At 73.6% G+C, this 18398-nt stretch carries 19 protein-coding genes; 4 read left to right on the top strand and 15 right to left on the bottom strand.

The genetic code is table 11. From position 1 onward, the window contains the following. Nucleotides 1-294: 294 nt before the first annotated feature. Nucleotides 295-906 carry a response regulator transcription factor gene (locus tag A6F73_RS19655; protein ID WP_014136228.1) on the bottom strand — a complete coding sequence of 204 codons (612 nt, stop codon included), beginning with the start codon at nucleotides 904-906 and terminating at the stop codon, nucleotides 295-297. Nucleotides 907-1466: 560 nt separating this feature from the next. On the opposite strand from A6F73_RS19655, the gene A6F73_RS19650 reads away from it, so the two are divergent. Then, entirely contained in the window at nucleotides 1467-1793 is a 327-nt protein-coding gene (locus A6F73_RS19650) for a WhiB family transcriptional regulator (protein WP_063348997.1), read from the top strand. Nucleotides 1794-1882: 89 nt separating this feature from the next. Here the strand turns inward: A6F73_RS19650 and A6F73_RS19645 are convergent, their stop codons facing one another. The 3 genes from A6F73_RS19645 to groES all read right to left on the bottom strand — a co-directional run bounded on the left by A6F73_RS19645 (nucleotide 1883) and on the right by groES (nucleotide 5056). Beyond that, the gene (locus tag A6F73_RS19645) at nucleotides 1883-2878 is read right to left on the bottom strand and encodes a LysR family transcriptional regulator (RefSeq protein ID WP_063348996.1); all 996 of its coding nucleotides are present in this window, start codon (nucleotides 2876-2878) and stop codon (nucleotides 1883-1885) included. 130 nt (nucleotides 2879-3008) lie between these two features. Next, the gene (gene groL, locus A6F73_RS19640) at nucleotides 3009-4634 is read right to left on the bottom strand and encodes a chaperonin GroEL (protein ID WP_063348995.1); all 1626 of its coding nucleotides are present in this window, start codon (nucleotides 4632-4634) and stop codon (nucleotides 3009-3011) included. Nucleotides 4635-4750: 116 nt separating this feature from the next. Next, nucleotides 4751-5056, bottom strand: coding sequence for a co-chaperone GroES (groES, locus tag A6F73_RS19635; protein WP_014136232.1), 306 nt, complete (start codon nucleotides 5054-5056; stop codon nucleotides 4751-4753). Nucleotides 5057-5341: 285 nt separating this feature from the next. On the opposite strand from groES, the gene A6F73_RS19630 reads away from it, so the two are divergent. Continuing rightward, complete coding sequence (locus A6F73_RS19630; RefSeq protein ID WP_063348994.1) at nucleotides 5342-6508, top strand: class I SAM-dependent methyltransferase; 1167 nt, start codon at nucleotides 5342-5344, stop codon at nucleotides 6506-6508. Between the two features lie 25 nt (nucleotides 6509-6533). Here the strand turns inward: A6F73_RS19630 and A6F73_RS19625 are convergent, their stop codons facing one another. The 5 genes from A6F73_RS19625 to tsaB form a co-directional block, all read right to left on the bottom strand. Then, a complete protein-coding gene (locus tag A6F73_RS19625) occupies nucleotides 6534-7448 on the bottom strand; it encodes a polysaccharide deacetylase family protein (RefSeq protein WP_063348993.1) in 915 nt (304 codons plus the stop codon). An 80-nt stretch (nucleotides 7449-7528) separates the two neighbouring features. Then, entirely contained in the window at nucleotides 7529-7774 is a 246-nt protein-coding gene (locus A6F73_RS19620; RefSeq protein WP_244293442.1) for a hypothetical protein, read from the bottom strand. Between the two features lie 11 nt (nucleotides 7775-7785). Further along, a complete protein-coding gene (gene tsaD, locus A6F73_RS19615; RefSeq protein ID WP_063348991.1) occupies nucleotides 7786-8892 on the bottom strand; it encodes a tRNA (adenosine(37)-N6)-threonylcarbamoyltransferase complex transferase subunit TsaD in 1107 nt (368 codons plus the stop codon). After that, nucleotides 8885-9364 carry a ribosomal protein S18-alanine N-acetyltransferase gene (rimI, locus tag A6F73_RS19610; RefSeq protein ID WP_063351336.1) on the bottom strand — a complete coding sequence of 160 codons (480 nt, stop codon included), beginning with the start codon at nucleotides 9362-9364 and terminating at the stop codon, nucleotides 8885-8887. Before rimI ends, tsaD begins: the two co-directional genes overlap by 8 nt. Before the next feature lie 23 nt (nucleotides 9365-9387). Continuing rightward, nucleotides 9388-10062 carry a tRNA (adenosine(37)-N6)-threonylcarbamoyltransferase complex dimerization subunit type 1 TsaB gene (tsaB, locus tag A6F73_RS19605; RefSeq protein ID WP_063348990.1) on the bottom strand — a complete coding sequence of 225 codons (675 nt, stop codon included), beginning with the start codon at nucleotides 10060-10062 and terminating at the stop codon, nucleotides 9388-9390. Between the two features lie 153 nt (nucleotides 10063-10215). Here tsaB and A6F73_RS19600 point away from each other — a divergent pair, with 153 nt between their 5' ends. Further along, nucleotides 10216-10785, top strand: coding sequence for a hypothetical protein (locus A6F73_RS19600; RefSeq protein ID WP_063351335.1), 570 nt, complete (start codon nucleotides 10216-10218; stop codon nucleotides 10783-10785). 16 nt (nucleotides 10786-10801) lie between these two features. Here the strand turns inward: A6F73_RS19600 and A6F73_RS19595 are convergent, their stop codons facing one another. The 5 genes from A6F73_RS19595 to A6F73_RS19575 form a co-directional block, all read right to left on the bottom strand. Further along, entirely contained in the window at nucleotides 10802-10996 is a 195-nt protein-coding gene (locus tag A6F73_RS19595; RefSeq protein ID WP_063348989.1) for a hypothetical protein, read from the bottom strand. Nucleotides 10997-11113: 117 nt separating this feature from the next. Next, nucleotides 11114-11611 carry a tRNA (adenosine(37)-N6)-threonylcarbamoyltransferase complex ATPase subunit type 1 TsaE gene (tsaE, locus tag A6F73_RS19590; protein ID WP_063348988.1) on the bottom strand — a complete coding sequence of 166 codons (498 nt, stop codon included), beginning with the start codon at nucleotides 11609-11611 and terminating at the stop codon, nucleotides 11114-11116. Between the two features lie 95 nt (nucleotides 11612-11706). Continuing rightward, on the bottom strand, nucleotides 11707-12900 hold the full coding sequence (locus A6F73_RS19585) for an alpha/beta hydrolase (protein WP_063348987.1): 1194 nt from the start codon (nucleotides 12898-12900) through the stop codon (nucleotides 11707-11709). Continuing rightward, a complete protein-coding gene (gene alr, locus A6F73_RS19580; protein WP_063348986.1) occupies nucleotides 12897-14096 on the bottom strand; it encodes an alanine racemase in 1200 nt (399 codons plus the stop codon). Before alr ends, A6F73_RS19585 begins: the two co-directional genes overlap by 4 nt. A 182-nt stretch (nucleotides 14097-14278) precedes the next feature. After that, a complete protein-coding gene (locus A6F73_RS19575; protein WP_079135823.1) occupies nucleotides 14279-15754 on the bottom strand; it encodes an NAD(P)H-hydrate dehydratase in 1476 nt (491 codons plus the stop codon). 180 nt (nucleotides 15755-15934) lie between these two features. On the opposite strand from A6F73_RS19575, the gene A6F73_RS19570 reads away from it, so the two are divergent. Next, a complete protein-coding gene (locus A6F73_RS19570) occupies nucleotides 15935-16483 on the top strand; it encodes a Uma2 family endonuclease (RefSeq protein ID WP_063351334.1) in 549 nt (182 codons plus the stop codon). A gap of 31 nt (nucleotides 16484-16514) precedes the next feature. Here A6F73_RS19570 and glmS read toward each other — a convergent pair whose 3' ends face one another. After that, nucleotides 16515-18371 carry a glutamine--fructose-6-phosphate transaminase (isomerizing) gene (glmS, locus tag A6F73_RS19565; RefSeq protein WP_079135822.1) on the bottom strand — a complete coding sequence of 619 codons (1857 nt, stop codon included), beginning with the start codon at nucleotides 18369-18371 and terminating at the stop codon, nucleotides 16515-16517. Nucleotides 18372-18398: the final 27 nt, after the last annotated feature.

The raw sequence follows: 18398 nt of genomic DNA, 5'->3' as shown, positions 1-18398 counted from the left end.
CGGAGTTGTGCACCGGAACGTTATGCGCTGCGGTGCCGTACGGCGTGCCGCCGCGCACCACCGGCCCCTCCTGCACCGTGCCGCCTCCCGCCCCGCCGCCGTCGGTGGTCCCGTCCTTCGCGCCGTCCGCCGAATGTGCTGCGGCCGTGTGGTTCGCCGCAGTGCCTGTCCGCTGGTCCCCGAGGTGCTCCACTACTCCATGGTGCAACCTCGGGACCGTAACGTCACACGCCCGGACGGCGTCCGTCCCGGGAACCGCCGGCGGCGCGCCGCAGCCGGCGGCGCCACCGGCGGTCAGCGGACCAGGCCCCAGCGGAAACCCAGCGCCACCGCGTGCGCGCGGTCGGAGGCCCCGAGCTTCTTGAACAGCCGTCGGGCGTGGGTCTTGACGGTGTCCTCGGACAGGAACAGCTCGCGGCCGATCTCGGCGTTGCTGCGGCCGTGGCTCATGCCCTCCAGCACCTGGATCTCACGCGCCGTCAACGTGGGCGCCGCGCCCATGTCGGGGCTGCGCAGCCGGCGCGGGGCGAGCCGCCAGGTCGGGTCGGCGAGGGCCTGGGTGACGGTGGCCCGCAGTTCGGCGCGCGAGGCGTCCTTGTGCAGGTACCCGCGGGCGCCCGCGGCCACCGCGAGCGCGACCCCGTCGAGGTCCTCGGCGACGGTGAGCATGATGATCCGCGCGCCCGGATCGGCGGACAGCAGCCGCCGGACCGTCTCGACCCCGCCGAGGCCGGGCATCCGGACGTCCATCAGAACGAGATCGGAGCGGTCGGCCACCCAGCGGCGGAGGACCTCCTCCCCGTTCGTCGCGGTGGTGACCCGGTCCACACCGGGTACGGTCGCGACCGCGCGGCGAAGCGCCTCGCGGGCGAGCGGGGAATCGTCGCAAACGAGAACGGAAGTCATGACCGTCGTCCTCCGCAGCTGATCCGCGTCACGTTGAGCCTCCTGGCTGGTACGAACCTCTCCGACACGGCCGATCGGCGACAGAGTCCGTGCTGATCGCCTCAAATTCCCCGCGATCGTTCCCGACGTCCGGCGCCCGCTAACCGCCTCCGCACTTCCAACGACCGTCACTCGAATGAGTTACGGCCTTCGGGGCCATCTCCACCACTGTACGTGGCCAACCCATTACCGATCAGCCGCATCGCGGTGCACACGCCGCACTTTTGCCCAGCTCGCGCGCGGTGGGCGCACGACCCGCACACCGGTGCGGAGTGTCGCGCGCCCGTCGGCCACCCGAATGCCACGCCCGCGCCCGCCGAACCCCTTGCCCACTTTGCCCGTTTTTATAGCTTTCGTATGGTCATTGACTGTTGTGCCACTCTGTGGGTGACTTGTCCATGGAGTTGCCGTAAGTCATATTTCCAGGTGTCCACACCAGTGCATCGACGCCCGCCGCGCCGCCCAGCAGCAGCCCGCTGAGCGCCGGCCCACGGCCGACGAGCCTCTGAAGGGAATGAGCCATGGCAGATTTCTCCCGCCTCCCAGGTCCCAACGCGGACCTCTGGGACTGGCAGCTCTCCGCAGCCTGCCGTGGCGTGGACAGTTCGCTCTTCTTCCACCCCGAGGGCGAACGCGGGGCCGCGCGGAGTTCACGCGAGGCCAGTGCCAAGGAGGTCTGCATGCGCTGCCCGGTGATCACCGAGTGCGCGGCGCACGCGCTGGCGGTCCGCGAGCCGTACGGCGTCTGGGGCGGGATGACCGAGGACGAGCGCGAGGAGATGCTGGGGCGTTCGCGGCACCGGCTGGTGGAGGTCCCGCTGACCCCGCCGGCGATCGCCCGGCGCTAGCCCCGCCTCCACGGCGCGCCGTGAAGAAACGTTTCCTCGCGGCGTTTCGGGCTGTTCAAGCCCGGTCCAGAACGCTCAGGCCCCAGAGGTCAGCGCCCGGCCGACCCCGCCAGCCGCTCCAGCATCAGCGCCACGGCCGGCACCTCGGCCAGATCCGGCAGGGTCAGCGCGACCACCTGCCGCACCGCCGGCGCCCCCGCGGCCGTCCGCACCGGCACCGTCGACACCCCGTCCGGGCGCACCGACTGCAGCGCCAGCCGGGGCAGCACCGCCACCCCCAGTCCGGCCGCCACCAGGCCGACCACCGCCGGATAGTCGTCGGTCGCGAAGTCGATCCGGGGCTCGAAGCCCGCCGCCGCGCACAGCTCCACCAGGTGCCCCCGGCACTGCGGGCAGCCCGCGATCCACTGCTCCCCCGCCAGCTCGGCCAGCTCCACCGGCCTGCCGCGCCCCGCCAGCCGGTGCGCGGCGGGCAGCAGGCCCACCAGCGGGTCATCCAGCAGCGGGGTGACCACCAGATCGGACCAGTCGGAGCCGGCACTCAGCTGCTGCGCCTCCAGGTTGGCCTCGGCCCGCGCCTCGCGCGGCGTCCCGTGCGCGGGCGCCGGCAGCGCGGCGCCGCCGTCGGACTGCGGGTAGCGGAAGGCCAGCGCGATCTCGCACTCGCCGCCGCGCAGCATCGCCAGCGACTCCGGCGGCTCCGCCTCGACCAGCGACACGCGCACCCCCGGATGGCTGTCCCGCAGCCGGGCGACCGCGGGCGGCACCAGGGTGGAGCTCGCGGTCGGGAAGGAGACCAGCCGCACCCGGCCGGCCCGCAGCCCGGCGATCGCGGCGATCTCCTCCTCGGCGGCGGAGAGCCCGGCCAGGATCCCGGTGGCGTGCTTGAGCAGCACCCTCCCCGCCTCGCTGAGCTGCATGCCCCGGCCGCAGCGGACCACCAGCGGGGTGTCCACCGACTTCTCCAGGGCCTTCATCTGCTGGCTGATGGCGGGCTGCGTACAGCCCAGCTCGCGAGCGGCGGCGGAGAAGGAGCCGGTGCGGGCGACAGCACGCAGGACGCGCAGGTGACGGGCCTCGATCATGCCTTAGTTATAAGGCAATCTTTGCCAATGGCAAAATTCCACTGATGATTGAAGCCTCAAACGCCGGACACGCCGGAGGCCCGGCCGCACCCCGAGGGGCGCGGCCGGGCCTCCGGTCGACCGTCAGGCGTCAGTGCGAGTGGCCGTGACCGTGGCCGTGGCCCGCCTCGGCCTCCTCTTCCTTCTTCTCCACCACGAGGGTCTCGGTGGTGAGCAGCAGGGAGGCGATCGAGGCCGCGTTCTCCAGGGCGGAGCGGGTGACCTTGACCGGGTCGATGACGCCGGCCTTCACCAGGTCGCCGTACTCGCCGGTGGCCGCGTTGTAGCCCTGGCCGATCTCCAGCTCGGCGACCTTGGAGGTGATGACGTAGCCCTCCAGGCCGGCGTTCTGGGCGATCCAGCGCAGCGGCTCGTGCAGCGCCTTGCGGACGACCGCGACACCGGTCGCCTCGTCGCCCGACAGGCCCAGGCCGCCGTCCAGCACCTTGGCGGCGTGCACCAGGGAGGCGCCGCCACCGGCGACGATGCCCTCCTCGACCGCGGCACGGGTCGCCGAGATGGCGTCCTCCAGGCGGTGCTTGCGCTCCTTCAGCTCCACCTCGGTGGCGGCGCCGACCTTGATGACGCAGACGCCGCCGGCCAGCTTGGCCAGGCGCTCCTGCAGCTTCTCGCGGTCCCAGTCGGAGTCGGTGGCGGCGATCTCACCCTTGATCTGGGCGACGCGGCCGGCCACGGCCTCGGTGTCACCGGCACCGTCGACGACGGTGGTCTCGTCCTTGGTGATGGTCACGCGGCGGGCGGTGCCCAGCACGTCCACGCCGACCTGGTCGAGCTTGAGGCCGACCTCCTCGGAGATGACCGTGCCGCCGGTCAGGGTGGCCAGGTCGCCGAGGATCGCCTTGCGGCGGTCGCCGAAGCCCGGGGCCTTGACGGCGACCGCGTTGAAGGTGCCGCGGATCTTGTTCACCACGAGGGTGGACAGCGCCTCGCCGTCGACGTCCTCGGCGATGATCAGCAGCGGCCGGGAGGCACCGCCCTGGAGGATCTTCTCCAGCAGCGGCAGCAGCTCCTGGATGGAGGAGATCTTGCCCTGGTTGATCAGGATGTACGGGTCCTCCAGGACCGCCTCCTGCCGCTCCGCGTCGGTGACGAAGTACGGCGACAGGTAGCCCTTGTCGAACTGCATGCCCTCGGTGAAGTCCAGCTCCACGCCGAAGGTGTTCGACTCCTCGACGGTGATGACACCGTCCTTGCCGACCTTGTCGATCGCCTCGGCGATCAGCTCGCCGACCTGGGTGTCCTGGGCGGAGAGGGACGCGACGGCGGCGACGTCGTCCTTGCCCTCGATCTCGCGGGCCACCGAGAGCAGGTGCTCGGAGACGGCGGCGACGGCCTTGTCGATGCCCTTCTTCAGGGCGGCCGGGCCGGCACCGGCGGCGACGTTGCGCAGACCCTCGTTGACCAGGGCCTGGGCCAGCACGGTGGCGGTGGTGGTGCCGTCACCCGCGACGTCGTTGGTCTTGGTGGCGACCTCCTTGACGAGCTGCGCGCCAAGGTTCTCGTACGGGTCGTCCAGCTCGACCTCACGGGCGATGGTGACACCGTCGTTGGTGATGGTCGGGGCGCCGAACTTCTTGTCGATGACGACGTTGCGGCCCTTGGGGCCGATGGTCACCTTGACGGTGTCGGCCAGCTTGTTGACACCGCGCTCCAGCGAGCGGCGGGCGTCCTCGTTGAACTGCAGGATCTTCGCCATGTTCCCTATTCCCTCGGGGCTTCGGCCGGCCCACCGGCCGCCGGACTACGTGAACCAACAACCACGCCCCGGGCCCCTGTCACTTGGGACACGGATCCGGGGCGGGTCGGAACGACTTACTTCTCGATGATGGCGAGAACGTCGCGAGCGGAGAGAACCAGGTACTCCTCGCCCTGGTACTTCACCTCGGTGCCGCCGTACTTCGAGTACAGGACGATGTCACCGACGGCGACGTCGAGCGGCAGACGCTGGCCGTCCTCGAAGCGACCCGGGCCGACGGCCAGGACGACGCCCTCCTGGGGCTTCTCCTTGGCGGTGTCCGGGATAACCAGGCCGGAGGCCGTGGTGGTCTCGGCGTCGAGCGGCTGGACCACGATGCGGTCCTCAAGCGGCTTGATGGCAACCTTGCTGCTGGTGGTCACGTCCGAGCTCCCCTTCGGAGATTACGGGGTTTCTAACGGGTAGGAGCGAACCTGCGGGCCTGCCGTCGCGGGGGTCAGGCACACGTCTTCGCGTTAGCACTCCCCCAGTGGGGAGTGCCAAGGACGACCATAGGCCGGTGTTAGCACTCAGTCAACCAGAGTGCCAACGGCGCGCCCGGGCATCCCGAACCGCGGGCACGGAGCCGTACACCCGTGCGACCGCCCCGCCCCACCGCGCCGGCACCGTCGGAGCCGGTGGGGCGGCCAACCCGCCAGAATGGCCCCGTGGACACCGAGAACCTCCAACCCCTGCTGACCCCCGAGGGCCAGGCCCTGCTCGCCGAACTGCGCGAGTTCACGCCCGAGGAGGAGCTGTCGCTGGCCACCAGGCTGCGGCGGGGGCACCCGGCCGAGCTGGTCTCGGCGGCCTTCGGGCAGGCCCGGCTGCGGCAGCGGGCGCGGGCGAAGTTCGGGGCGGACGCCGACCTGATGTACTTCACGCCCAACGGCGTCGAGCAGTCCACCCGGCGCAGCGTGGCCGAGTGGCGGGCGCGCCGTTTCGCCGAGCTGGGCGTCCGCCGGCTGGCCGACCTGTGCTGCGGCATCGGCGGGGACGTGCTGGCGCTGGCCAGGGCCGGGATCGAGGTGCTGGCCGTCGACAAGGACCCGGCGGCCTGCGCCGCCACCGCCGCCAACGCGGCCGCGCTGGGCCTGGCCGACCTGGTCCGGGTGCGCTGCGCGGACGTCGCCGAGGTGGACGTCACCGGCTACGACGCGGTGTTCACCGACCCGGCGCGGCGGACGGCGCGCGGCCGGGTGTTCGACCCGGAGGCGTACGCCCCGCCGCTCTCCTGGGCGATCGAGGCCGGCCGCCGGACCCCGATCGGCGCGCTGAAGGTGGCCCCGGGCATCCCGCACGAGGCCGTCCCGGCCGACGCCGAGGCGGAGTGGGTCTCCGACCACGGCGACGTGAAGGAGGCGGTGCTCTGGTTCGGCACCGGGGCCGCCCGCCCGCACCGCGCCACCCTGCTGCCGCAGGCCGCCAGCCTCACCGGCGGCGACCTGCCCGACCCGCCGGCCGGCCCGGTCGGGCGCTACCTGTACGAGCCGGACGGCGCGGTGATCCGGGCCCACCTGGTGGCCGAGGTGGCCGAGCAGGTGGGCGGCCGGCTGATCGACCCGAAGATCGCCTACCTCACCTCGGACCGGCTGGTCGCCACCCCGTACGCGCACGCCTTCGAGCTCACCGACGTGCTGCCGTTCCACATCAAGCGGCTGAAGGCGCTGCTGCGCGAGCGCGGGGTCGGCACGGTGGTGATCAAGAAGCGCGGGATGGCGATCACCCCGGAGGAGCTGCGCCGCCAGCTCAAGCCCTCCGGGCCGAACGCCGTCACGGTGATCCTCAGCCGCACCGACAACGGGCCGCTGATGATGCTCGGCCGGCCCGCCTGAGGCGGTTACGGGGCGGGCGCCCGGACTACGAGGCGGGCGCCTGGATGTAGTCCTCCAGCCGGGCCACCGAGAAGCCCTGCTCCTGGATCCGGGCCAGCAGGTCGCCGAACATCTGGGTCATCGTGGCGCCCTTGAGCTCCTTCGGGCCGCGGAAGTGCGCCAGGATGATGTCGCCGGACTTCAGCTTCTTGTCCGCCGCCTGGTACTGCATGTCGTGGATCTGCATCGACTCACGCCAGAGCACCATCGCGCGCGGGCCGCACTGCTGGACCGAGTTGTTCAGCGTCGGGGTGTTGGCGCCGTCCCCGAACGGCGGGCGGAACAGCAGCGGGGCGGTGCCGTACTGCTGGGTGAGCGCGGACTGCGCGTCGCAGATCTCGGACTTCTGTTTCTCCGCCGGGATCTTGCTCATCACCGGGTGGTCCACGGTGTGGTTCTGGATGTGGTTGCCGAGCGCCTGGAGCGGCTTGAAGTAGCCGTAGTCGTTCTTGACGATGTCCCGGGTCAGGAACATCGAGATCGGCACCTTGAGCTCGGTCAGCATCTCGACGAACTTCGGGTCCTTCTCGGCGCCGTCGTCGATGGTGATGAAGACGACCTTGTCGCTCGTCTTCACCTCGCTGAACACCGGTACGGGGCCGGTCCGTTCGAGCTTGATGGGCTTGTCCGCGGGCGGCGCGGGGGCCGGCGCCAGCGGCTTGAGGTTCCACTTCGCCCAGGCCGCCGGGTCCCCGCCGGCCGGGGCCGCGGTGGTGGGCGTGCCAGCCGGGCTGGTCGGCACGGCGCCGCCGCCGGCGGGCTGGGGCGTGGCCGCCGAGCTGCCGCCGGCCGCCGCCGGGGCGGCGCCGCCCCCGTTGTCGCCGCATCCGGTGGCCAGGGCCAGCAGGGCCAGCGCCCCCACCGCGTACGTCCTGGTCCTGCTCCGACCGTCCCTGTTCACCGCAGCGCGCTCCCGGTTCCCGTCCAGCTTCTTCTCAGCTATGCACGGTAGCGGTCGGGGCGGCGGTTCCCGGACAGCGCCTATTCGACGTGCTCGCTGGTGAAGGACCAGCGGTGCACCGGGCGGCCGAGCAGGTCGGCCGGCGGGTCGGCGACCGGCACCGGCTCGCCGGTCCACCAGGTGATCAGCAGCACCCGTTCGCCGGGCGCGCCGAGCAGCTCGGTGCGGACCAGTCCGGCCGAACCGCGCACCGCGGGCAGCGCCACCTCCCGTACCCAGGAGGCGAGTTCGGCCCCGCGGCCGGTGGCGGCGCGGGCCTCCCACATCGCGGCGACGGTCACTCGGCGCCGCCGGTGAGGGCCTGGTACGCCTGGCCGTGGACGTCGCCGTGCCGGACGTCCGCGGCCGGCACGTGCGTCTCGGTCACCGGCAGCGAGGAGTCGGCGGACAGGTCGAGCGCGGACGGCGTGCGGTCACGCCACACCATCTCGGAGCCCAGCGCGGCCACCATCGCGCCGTTGTCGGTGCACAGGCCCGGCCGGGGCACCCGCAGCCGGATGCCGGCCCGGTCGCAGCGCTGCTGGGCCATCTCGCGCAGCCGCGAGTTGGCGGCCACCCCGCCGCCGATCATCAGGTGGTCGACGCCGTTGTCCCGGCACGCCTTGACGGCCTTGCGGGTGAGCACGTCGGTGACGGCCTCCTGGAAGGACGCCGCCACGTCGGCGATCGGCACCTCCTCGCCGGCCCGGCGCTTGGCCTCCACCCAGCGGGCGACGGCGGTCTTCAGGCCGGAGAAGGAGAAGTCGTACGCGGGGTCGTTGCGGCCGCTCAGGCCGCGCGGGAAGGCGATCGCCTTGGGGTCGCCCTCACGGGCGGTGCGGTCGACCACCGGGCCGCCCGGGAAGCCCAGGCCGAGCACCCGGGCGACCTTGTCGAAGGCCTCGCCGGCCGCGTCGTCGATGGTCGCGCCGAGCGGGCGGACGTCGCTGGTGATGTCCTCGCTGAGCAGCAGCGAGGAGTGCCCGCCGGAGACCAGCAGCGCCATCGTCGGCGACGGCAGCCGGCCGTGCTCCAGCTGGTCGACGCAGATGTGCGAGGCGAGGTGGTTGACCCCGTACAGCGGCTTGTCCAGCGCCCAGGCGTACGCCTTGGCGGCGCTGACACCGACCAGCAGCGCGCCGGCCAGGCCGGGGCCGGCGGTGACCGCGATGCCGTCCAGGTCGCTCGCCTTGACGCCGGCGGTGTCCAGCGCGCGCTGGATGGTCGGGACCATCGCCTCCAGGTGGGCGCGACTGGCGATCTCCGGGACGACGCCGCCGAAGCGGGCGTGGTCGTTGACGCTGGAGGCGACCGCGTCGGCCAGCAGCGTGGTGCCGCGCACGATGCCGACGCCGGTCTCGTCGCAGGAGGTCTCGATGCCGAGGACGAGCGGTTCGTCAGCCATGGCGGGTGTCCTTAAGGTCCTTCGGGTCAGTGCTGGGGTGGTCGAGGCGCATCACCAGCGCGTCGACGTTGGCGGGCTGGTAGTAGCCGCGCCGGATGCCCACCGGTTGGAAGCCGAAGCGCTCGTACAACTGCTGGGCGCGCGGATTGTCCACCCGCACCTCCAGCAGCAGTTCGGCGCAGCCGCGGCGGGCGGCCTCCCGGATCAGGTCGGTGAGCAGCGCCGCGCCGAGGCCGGCGCCCTGGTGGCGCTGGTCGACGGCGATGGTCTGGACGTCGCCCTCGCCGGCGATCGCCATCAGCCCGGCGTAGCCGACGATGGCGCCGTCCGCGGTGGTGGCGACGGTGTAGTGGCGGGTGCCGCCGGGGTGGGTCTCGGCCAGCTCGGACCAGTACATCCCGGTGGACCAGGCGTCCTCGGGGAAGAGTCGCAGCTCAAGCTCCATCACCGGCGCGATGTCCCACCAGCGCATCGGGCGCAGGGTGGTGCCGTGCTTCACGCCGGGAGCACCGCCTTGCCCCCTAGAACATTCTTGAAGGCAGCCGGCACCTGGGCGTCCGGGCGGCGCAGGTACAGCGGGACGTTCGGCAGCAGCTCGCGGCCGGCCGCCAGCTCGGCGGCGGCGAAGCCCGCCAGAGCGCCGGCCGACACGTGCTCGGGGCCGTGCGCGCCGGGGAAGCTCTCGGGGTAGAGCAGCGCGCCGGCGCCGACCGAGCGCGGCTGCGGGGCCAGCTCGGCGGGGCGGTCCACGCCGGGGCCCTCGGTGCGGTGGCCGTCGGCGTCGTAGGAGGCCCAGTAGACCTCCTTGCGGCGCGCGTCGGTGGCCACCGTGAACGGCTGCCCGGCCAGGCCCTCGGCGCGGGCCTGGTGGGCGATCGCGTCCAGGGTGCAGACACCGTGCACCGGCAGCCCGAGGGCGTGGCCGAGCGCGGCGGCGGTCACCAGGCCGACCCGCAGGCCGGTGTACGGGCCCGGGCCGACGCCCACCGCGATGCCGGTGAGCCGGTGCTTGTCGACGCCGGCCGCCCGCAGGACCTGGTCGATCGCGGGCAGGAGCAGTTCGCCGTGGCGCCGGGCGTCGACCTGATGGGTCTCGGCGAGGACGGCCGTGCCGTCGTGGACGGCGGCGGTGACGGCGGGGGTAGCGGTGTCGAACGCGAGCAGCAGCACGGGTCAAGGTTAGACCGCCGTTCGTCCGACCGGCCGATCGACCAGGTGTGCCATCCAGGAACACACATCCGGGGCGCCGCGACCCGGCCGGACGGACCTGGCACGATGGGGCCGTACGTAAAGGGACGGCGGCGGGAGCGGCACGTGGCGAAGATGGGTCCTGGTGTGGTGGTCACGGGGCTGACCCTGGGGGCCCTGGCGGTGGTGAGCCTGCTGGCCTTCCAGGCCAACGGCGCTCAGGACCGGGCGGCCGGCGCCAAGCCGACCGCCAGCACCACGACGTCCAGCGGGCCGGCCGCCTCCGCGACGCCGAGCGCCTCGGCCACCCCGACGGTCCCGCCGCTGCCGACCATCTCGGGCAGCGGGACCAGGGTGGTCTACTCGATCAGCAGCCACTACGTCTGGCTGATCGACCCGAAGAAGAACCCGCAGGTCACGCCCGGTTTCCCGGTCACCCCGGGCTCGGTCGAGCCGGCTCCGGGCAGTTACTCGGTCTACAGCCGCACCCCGACGACCACCGGGACGGACGGCAAGCAGATCGAGCACGTGGTGCGCTTCGCGCAGCAGAACGGCGTGGTGTTCGGCTTCAGCGCCGCCGTGGACGGCGCGACCCCGACCACCGAGCCGAACGCCAAGACCGGCGGCATCCGCAGCGGCCGCCCGGACGGCCAGTTGCTCTGGGACTTCGCGCCGAACGGCACCAAGGTGGTCGTGGTCGCCTGAGCCCGGCTCGGGCGTGTCAGGCCGCGCGGGGTGTGCCCGTCTCCGGTTCCTCGGCCCGCCGGGGCTCCGGCTCGGGCGGGGTGGACACCGCCTCGGCGGCCGCACAGGCGGCCAGCAGCGCCCGCATCGGCGCCCCCTGGACGCGGCGGGCGGACTCTCCGGCCCCGGCGCCGTGCCCGGCGCGCTTCGGGGCGGGGGTGGTGCTCGACATGGCGCCTCCCTAGTTAGGCAGACCTAACCGCAGCACCCATCCCACCACGCCCGGCACCCCGCCCGCAACACTTCCCGACAGCCTGTCGGCAAAACGGCGCACACCCGGGCGCGGGCCTCAGCCGAGCGCCTCCAGCGCGACACCCGCCCAGCGCGGACCGAGGCCGGTCAGCACCACCCGGCGCGGGTCCAGGTCGTCCTCGTCGGCGGTGTCACCGAGGGCGCGCTCGATCCGCACCTCCAGCCGGTCCTCGGACAGCCGCTCGACCTTGCCCTCGCCCCACTCGACCACGACCACCGACTCCGGCAGCGAGACGTCCAGGTCGAGGTCCTCCATCTCGTCCAGGTCCCCGCCGAGCCGGTACGCGTCCACGTGCACCAGCGCCGGGCCGCCGACCAGCGACGGGTGCACCCGGGCGATCACGAAGGTCGGCGAGGTCACCGCCCCGCGGACTCCCAGCCCCTCCCCCAGACCCCGGGTCAGCGTGGTCTTCCCCGCCCCCAGTTCACCGGAGAGCAGCACCAGGTCCCCGGGCCTCAGCAGCGCGGCCAGCTCCCGGCCGAGCCGGCCCATCCGCTCCGGGGTGGGGACGGTGAGAGTGGCGTGCGAGCCCATGCGCGTGTCTTGCCCTTCGGTCCGTACCGGCGTGCCGACCGCCGGCCGCCACCGCTACCGTGCCACATCGCCGGCCCGGCGCGCGCCGGAAGGGGTCAGGGGCCGTCCAGGACCGCCGGGGGCGGCGCGGCGGCGGCGAAGCCGGCGGCCCGGCGCAGCAGCGCCACCAGCTCGTGGTCGACCAGCTCCGGGCGCTCCAGCATCACCAGGTGCCCGGCGCCCTCCACCAGCACCAGCTCCGCGCCGGGCAGCCGCTCGGCCATCGCCTCGCTGTGCGCCGACGGCGTCAGCAGGTCCTTCGTACCGGCCAGCACCAGCGTCGGCAGGCCGCTCAGGGCGGCGAGCGCCGCGTACTTCTCGTGCGCGGCGAACACCGGGTAGAACTCGGCGACCACGTCGATCGGGGTGGCGTCCAGCAGCTGCTCGGCGAACCGCACCACGCCCGGGTCGACGTCCCGCCCGCCGAAGGAGAACCTCCGGTAGAAGACGGCGGCGACGTCCGCACCCAGCCGCCGGCTCGCCTCCACCAGCTCGACCTGACGGCCCAGCAGCCGCATCACCCCGGGCGCGACCTTCTTGAACAGCTTCGCGCCGGCCGACGGCAGGCCGAGGCTGACCTCGTTCCAGTCCCCCGCCAGCGTGCCGATCAGCGCCACCCCGGCGACCCTCTCCCGGAACAGCTCCGGGTGCTGGTCGGCCAGCGCCATCACCGTCATGCCGCCCATCGAGTGGCCCACCAGCACCAGCGGCCCGGTCGGCGCGACGGCGTCGATCACCGCTTTGAGGTCGCCGCCCAGCTGGTCGATGCTGGCCGGCTCGCCGGCCAGGAAGGAGCGGGAGCGCTCGGAGCGGCCGTGGCTGCGCTGGTCCCAGAAGACCAGCCGCAGTCCCTCGCGCAGCGCGGCCCGCTGGAAGTGCCAGCTGTCCTGGTTGAGGCAGTAGCCGTGGCAGAACAGCACGGTCAGCGGCTCGGCGCCGGAGGTGCCGCCGTCCGGCTCGGGGCCGGTGCCGTCCAGCTCGACGTACAGCTCGGTGCCGTCCGGCGCGGCCACCGTCCGCGGGCGCCCGCGCAGCGAGCCGTACGGGGCGTCGGCGTCCAGCTCGGCCCGGGCCCGGCGGCGGGTCGCCCGGCCGACGGTCAGCCGCTCTATCGCCACCCCGGCGGCCGCCCCGGCCGCCAGCACGCCGACCGAGATCCCGATCACACCGGCCCGGCTCACCCCGGAGGCCGCGCCGGCCGCCTTGGCCACCGCCGCGACCGGGCCGCTCTCGGCCGGTCCCTCCGTCATGCGCCCGGGCCCTCGGTGCGGCTACCGCCCAGGTAGCGGCGCGGGACCCTGGCGCCGATCCGGGTCACGATCTCGTACGAGATGGTGCCGCAGGCCCGGCCCCAGTCCTCGGCGGTCGGCTCGCCCTGCTCGCCGTTGCCGAACAGCAGCACCTCGTCGCCGACCGCGGGGGTGTCCCCGCCCAGGTCCACGACGAACTGGTCCATCGCGACCCGGCCGGCGATCGTGCGCCACTTGCCGCCGATCTGCACCGGGCCGGTGCCGCTGGCGTGCCGCGGGATGCCGTCGCCGTAGCCGACCGGGACCAGGCCCAGCGTGGTCGGGCCCGGCGTCACGTAGTGGTGGCCGTAGCTGACCCCGTGCCCGCCCGGAACGTGCTTGACCAGCGCCAGCCGCGCGGTCAGCGCCATCACCGGGCGCAGCCCGAAGTCGGCCGGCGACCCGACCTCCGGCACCGGCGACAGCCCGTACGCGGCCAGGCCGGTGCGGACCAGGTCGAAGTGCGACTGCGGGAGCAGCAGGGTGGCCGGCGAGTTCGCCAGGTGCCGCACCTCCGGGCGCAGCCCGGCGGCCTCGGCCCGGGCCAGCGCCGCGTGGAAGGAGTCCAGCTGGGCCTGGATCGACGGGTGGCCCGGCTCGTCGGCGGCGGCGAAGTGCGACCAGACGCCGACCACGGTCAGCAGCCCCTCCGCCTCGGCGCGGCGGGCGGCGGCCACCAGGTGCGGCCAGTCGTGCGGCTGGCAGCCGTTGCGGCCCAGACCGGTGTCCGCCTTCAGGTGCACCCGGGCCGGGATGCCGGTCTCCCGGACGGCCGGCAGCAGCTCGTCCAGCGCCCACTGGCCGCTCACCGAGATGTCGATGTCCGCGCGCAGCGCCTCCCGCCACGGCCCGCCCGGCGTCCACAGCCAGCACAGGACGCGGGCCTGCTCCGGGCGGATGCCCGCGGCCCGCAGTGCCAGCGCCTCCTCGGGCGTCGCGCAGCCGAGCCAGCCGACCCCGTTCGCGACCGCCTCGCGGGCGCACTCGACGGCGCCGTGGCCGTAGGCGTCCGCCTTGACCGCGAGCATCACCGCCGAGCTGCCGACGCGCTCGCGCAGCGCGGCGAGGTTGCCGCGCAGGGCGGCCAGATCGATGGTCGCCTCGGCCCTTACGCCGTCGGTCAGGGTGGCTGTGCCGGTCGTGTTCGCAGTTGTCATCAGGGTCAGTCTCCCAGACATCCCGGAGTCCTCGCCGAACGGCCCGTCCGTGCGGCGGCCGGTGCCAGGGCCCCCGGCACCGCGCCGACCTGCGGCGCACCGCTCGTCACCCTGTTCCGGACGCGCACGCAGGACCGATCGGTTCCGCACCGCCCGTCCCCACCGCACCGCCCGCCCCGGGCCTACGCCTCCCGCACCGCCCGCCACACCGCGGGCAGCGCCTGCGCCACCGCCGGCGCCGTCACCGGCGCGCCCGGGTCGCCCGCCGCGTGGCGGCCCGCCAGGCCGTGCAGGTAGGCGCCGACCGACGCGGCGTCCAGCGGCGCCAGGCCGGCCGCCAGCAGGGAGCCCGCCAGGCCGGCCAGGACGTCGCCGCTGCCGGCGGTGGCCAGCCAGGACGTGCCGGTCGGGTTGACCCGGACGGCGCCGCCCGGGTCGGCGATCACCGTGGTGGAGCCCTTGAGCAGGACCGTCGCCCGGTAGGCGGCCGCCAGCCGACGGGCGGTGGCCAGCCGGGCGGCGGCCAGCGAGTCGGCGGACGGCGGCGCGGCGCCGTCGGCGCCCGCGAGCAGCCGGGCGGCCTCGCCGGTGTGCGGGGTGAGCAGGGTGGGGGCCGTCCGGCCGGCCAGCGCGTCCGGGCCGAGCCGGGCCAGCTCGGTCAGCCCGTCCGCGTCCACCAGGACCGGGACGTCGCTCGACAGTGCCTCGGCCAGCGCCTGCCGCGCCCCCTCGCCGCCGCCCGGCCCGACCACCCAGGCCTGCACCCGCCCGGCCCCGGCCGGCCCGCCCTCGGTGACCAGCACCTCCGGGAAGCGCCGCACCACCTCCTCGGCCGCCGTGCCGACGTACCGGACGGCGCCCGCGCCGCCGTGCAGCGCCCCGGCGACCGCCAGCAGCGCCGCGCCCGGGTACGTCGCCGAACCGGCCGCCACCCCGACCACGCCCCGCCGGTACTTGTCGCTCTCGGCGCCCGGCAGCGGCAGCAGCGCCGCCACGTCCGCGTGCTGCAGGGCCGTCACCTCCGGCGCGGGCGGCTCCAGTCCGATCCCGACCAGTTGGACGGCGCCCGCGTAGGAGGCTCCCGGGTCGACCAGCAGGCCCGGCTTGTACGTGCCGAAGCAGACCGTGACGTCCGCGCGCAGCGCCTCGCCCGGCACCTCGCCGGTGTCGGCGTCGACCCCGCTGGGCAGGTCCACGGCCACCACGACCCCGCGCCGCCCGGCCCGCGCGTACGGCAGGGCCCCGTCCCGCAGCCCGCCCCGGCCGCCGATGCCGACGATGCCGTCCAGCACCAGGTCGGCGCGCGAGAAGTCGGCCAGGCCGACTTCCTGATCCAGCACCACCCGCCCGCCGGAAGCCCGCAGCGCGGCCAGCCCGCCCGCGTGCGCACGCTCCGGCGCGAGCAGCACCGCCGTCACCCGCGCGCCCCGCCGGGCCAGCGCCGCCCCGGCGTACAGGGCGTCACCCCCGTTGTCCCCGCTGCCGGCCAGCACCACCACCCGACTGCCGTACACCCGCCCCCGACGCCCCGCCAGCAGCCGGGCGCAGGTCGCCGCCAGCCCGGCGGCCGCCCGCTGCATCAGCGTCCCCTCCGGCAGCCGCGCCATCAGCGCGGCCTCGGCGGCCCGGACGACTTCCACCCGATGGGCATGACGCATGCGAGGGCTCCTTCAGCAGTCGACGTACCGCCGACGCTAGCCCGCGCCACCGCCCCACGGCAGGCCGAGCTGCGGGACACTTTCGAGTGACAACCACTTCGATCCCCCACCGGTGCCGGTCCGTACGCCTAGCTTGTGGCTCGACACGGACCCACAGGAGGGGGAAGGGCCATGGTCGCCATGCCGGCAGTCGAGTACCCGCTGAGCGAGGACAGTCTTCTCCAGCCGTTTCTGGAGTTGGACACCCCGCTGGGGAGCAAGGCCGAATTCATCGAGGGGGAGATCGTCGTGACGCCGCCGCCGGACGGACCGCACGACGGTGCGGTATCGAAGCTCAACAAGCAGTTTTTCCGGAACGCCGCGATCGATCTGGACATCGCAGGCACCAAGGGGCTTGTCACTCCCAAAGGCCGGCTCATCCCCGACGGCACGGTGGTACCGGCCGGCCACTTCGACCATCTGGATTCCTGGGCCCCGACTGAAGGCGTCCTCCTCGTCTTCGAGGTCACCTCGATCAACCCGCACAAGGACCGCGAACCCAAGCGCCGCGGCTACGCCGCCGCAGGCATCCCGTGCTACCTGCTGGTCGACCGCAGTGAGGGCATGGTCACGCTGTTCACCAAACCCGAGGGCGAGGACTACATCACCCGCACGCAGGTCGAGTTCGGCAAGCCGATCGACCTGCCCGCCCCCTTCTCCTTCACGCTCGACACGGCGCCCCTGCGGTAGGGCACAGCCACCGCAGGGGCGCCACGCCGTACTACTCGACGGTGACCGACTTGGCCAGGTTGCGCGGCTGGTCGACCTCGTGGCCCTTGGCCGTCGCCAGCTCGCACGCGAAGACCTGGAGCGGCACGGTGGAGACCAGCGGCTGGAGCAGGGTCGGGGTGACCGGGATGCGGATCAGGTGGTCCGCGTACGGGACGACCGCCTCGTCGCCCTCCTCCGCGATCACGATGGTGCGGGCGCCACGGGCCCGGATCTCCTGGATGTTGGAGACGATCTTGTCGTGCAGGATCGACCGCCCGCGCGGCGAGGGGACGACCACGACGACCGGCAGCCCCTCCTCGATCAGCGCGATCGGGCCGTGCTTGAGCTCGCCCGCCGCGAAGCCCTCGGCGTGCATGTACGCCAGCTCCTTGAGCTTGAGCGCGCCCTCCAGGGCCACCGGGAAGCCGACGTGACGGCCGAGGAACAGCACCGAGCGCGCGTCGGCGAGCGAGCGGGCCAGCTCGCGCACCGGCTCCATGGTCTCCAGGACCTGCTCGACCTGCTTGGGCGCGTCGCTGAGCTCCTTGATGACGGCGAGGATCTCGTCGCCCCACTTGGTGCCGCGCACCTGGCCCAGGTAGAGGGCGACCAGGTAGCAGGCGACCAGCTGGGTCAGGAACGCCTTGGTGGAGGCGACGGCGACCTCGGGGCCGGCGTGGGTGTACAGCACCGCGTCCGACTCGCGCGGGATGGTGGAGCCGTTGGTGTTGCAGATCGCCAGTACCTTGGCGCCCTGCTCCCGGGCGTGCCGCAGGGCCATCAGGGTGTCCATGGTCTCGCCGGACTGGGAGATGGCGATGACCAGCGTGCCCGGGCCCATGATCGGGTCGCGGTAGCGGAACTCGGAGGCGACCTCGACCTCGCAGGGGATGCGGGTCCAGTGCTCGATCGCGTACTTGGCGATCATGCCGGCGTGGAAGGCGGTGCCGCAGGCGACGATGACGACCTTGTCGACCGAGCGCAGGTCGGCGTCGGAGATGCGCAGCTCGTCGAGGATGAGCCGGCCGTCGGTGCCGATCCGGCCGAGGAGGGTGTCGGCGACGGCCTTCGGCTGCTCGGCGATCTCCTTGAGCATGAAGTAGTCGTAGCCGCCCTTCTCGGCGGCCGAGGCGTCCCAGTCGACGTGGTACTCGCGCACGTCGGCCGGGGTGCCGTCGAAGTTGGTCACCGTGACGCCGTCCCGGCGCAGCTCGACGACCTGGTCCTGACCCAGCTCGACGGCCTCGCGGGTGTGCGCGATGAACGCGGAGACGTCGGAGGCGAGGAAGTTCTCGCCCTCGCCGCGCCCGACCACCAGCGGCGAGTTGCGGCGGGCGCCGACGACCACGTCCGGCGCGTCGGCGTGCACGGCGACGAGGGTGAAGGCGCCGTCGAGGCGGCGGCAGACCACGCGCATGGCCTCCGCGAGGTCGCCGTCGTAGGCCTCGCCGAGCAGGTGCGCGACGACCTCGGTGTCGGTCTCGGAGCGGAGGGTGTGGCCGCGCTCGGCGATCTCGGCCCGCAGCTGGGCGAAGTTCTCGATGATGCCGTTGTGCACCACGGCCACCCGGAGGTGGTCGTCCAGGTGGGGGTGGGCGTTGGCGTCCGTCGGGCCGCCGTGGGTGGCCCAGCGGGTGTGGCCGATGCCGGTGGTGCCGCCGGGCAGAGGGGTCTCGGCGAGCGACTTCTCCAGGTTGGCGAGCTTGCCGGCCCGCTTGTCGGTGACCAGACTCCACTGCCCGTCGGAGTCCTGCGCCTGCACCGCGACACCGGCCGAGTCGTAGCCCCGGTACTCCAGTCGCTGCAGGCCTGCGATTACTACGTCGAGGGCGGACTGCGCGCCCACGTATCCAACAATTCCGCACATGCGTGCCAGCATAAGGGCGGTTCTGAG

Source organism: Streptomyces sp. MJM8645 (genome assembly GCF_001625365.1).
Classification (GTDB): Bacteria; Actinomycetota; Actinomycetes; order Streptomycetales; family Streptomycetaceae; genus Kitasatospora.
The sequence above is the reverse complement of the archived record's forward strand: the minus strand, read 5'-3'. Positions and strand labels throughout refer to the sequence as shown.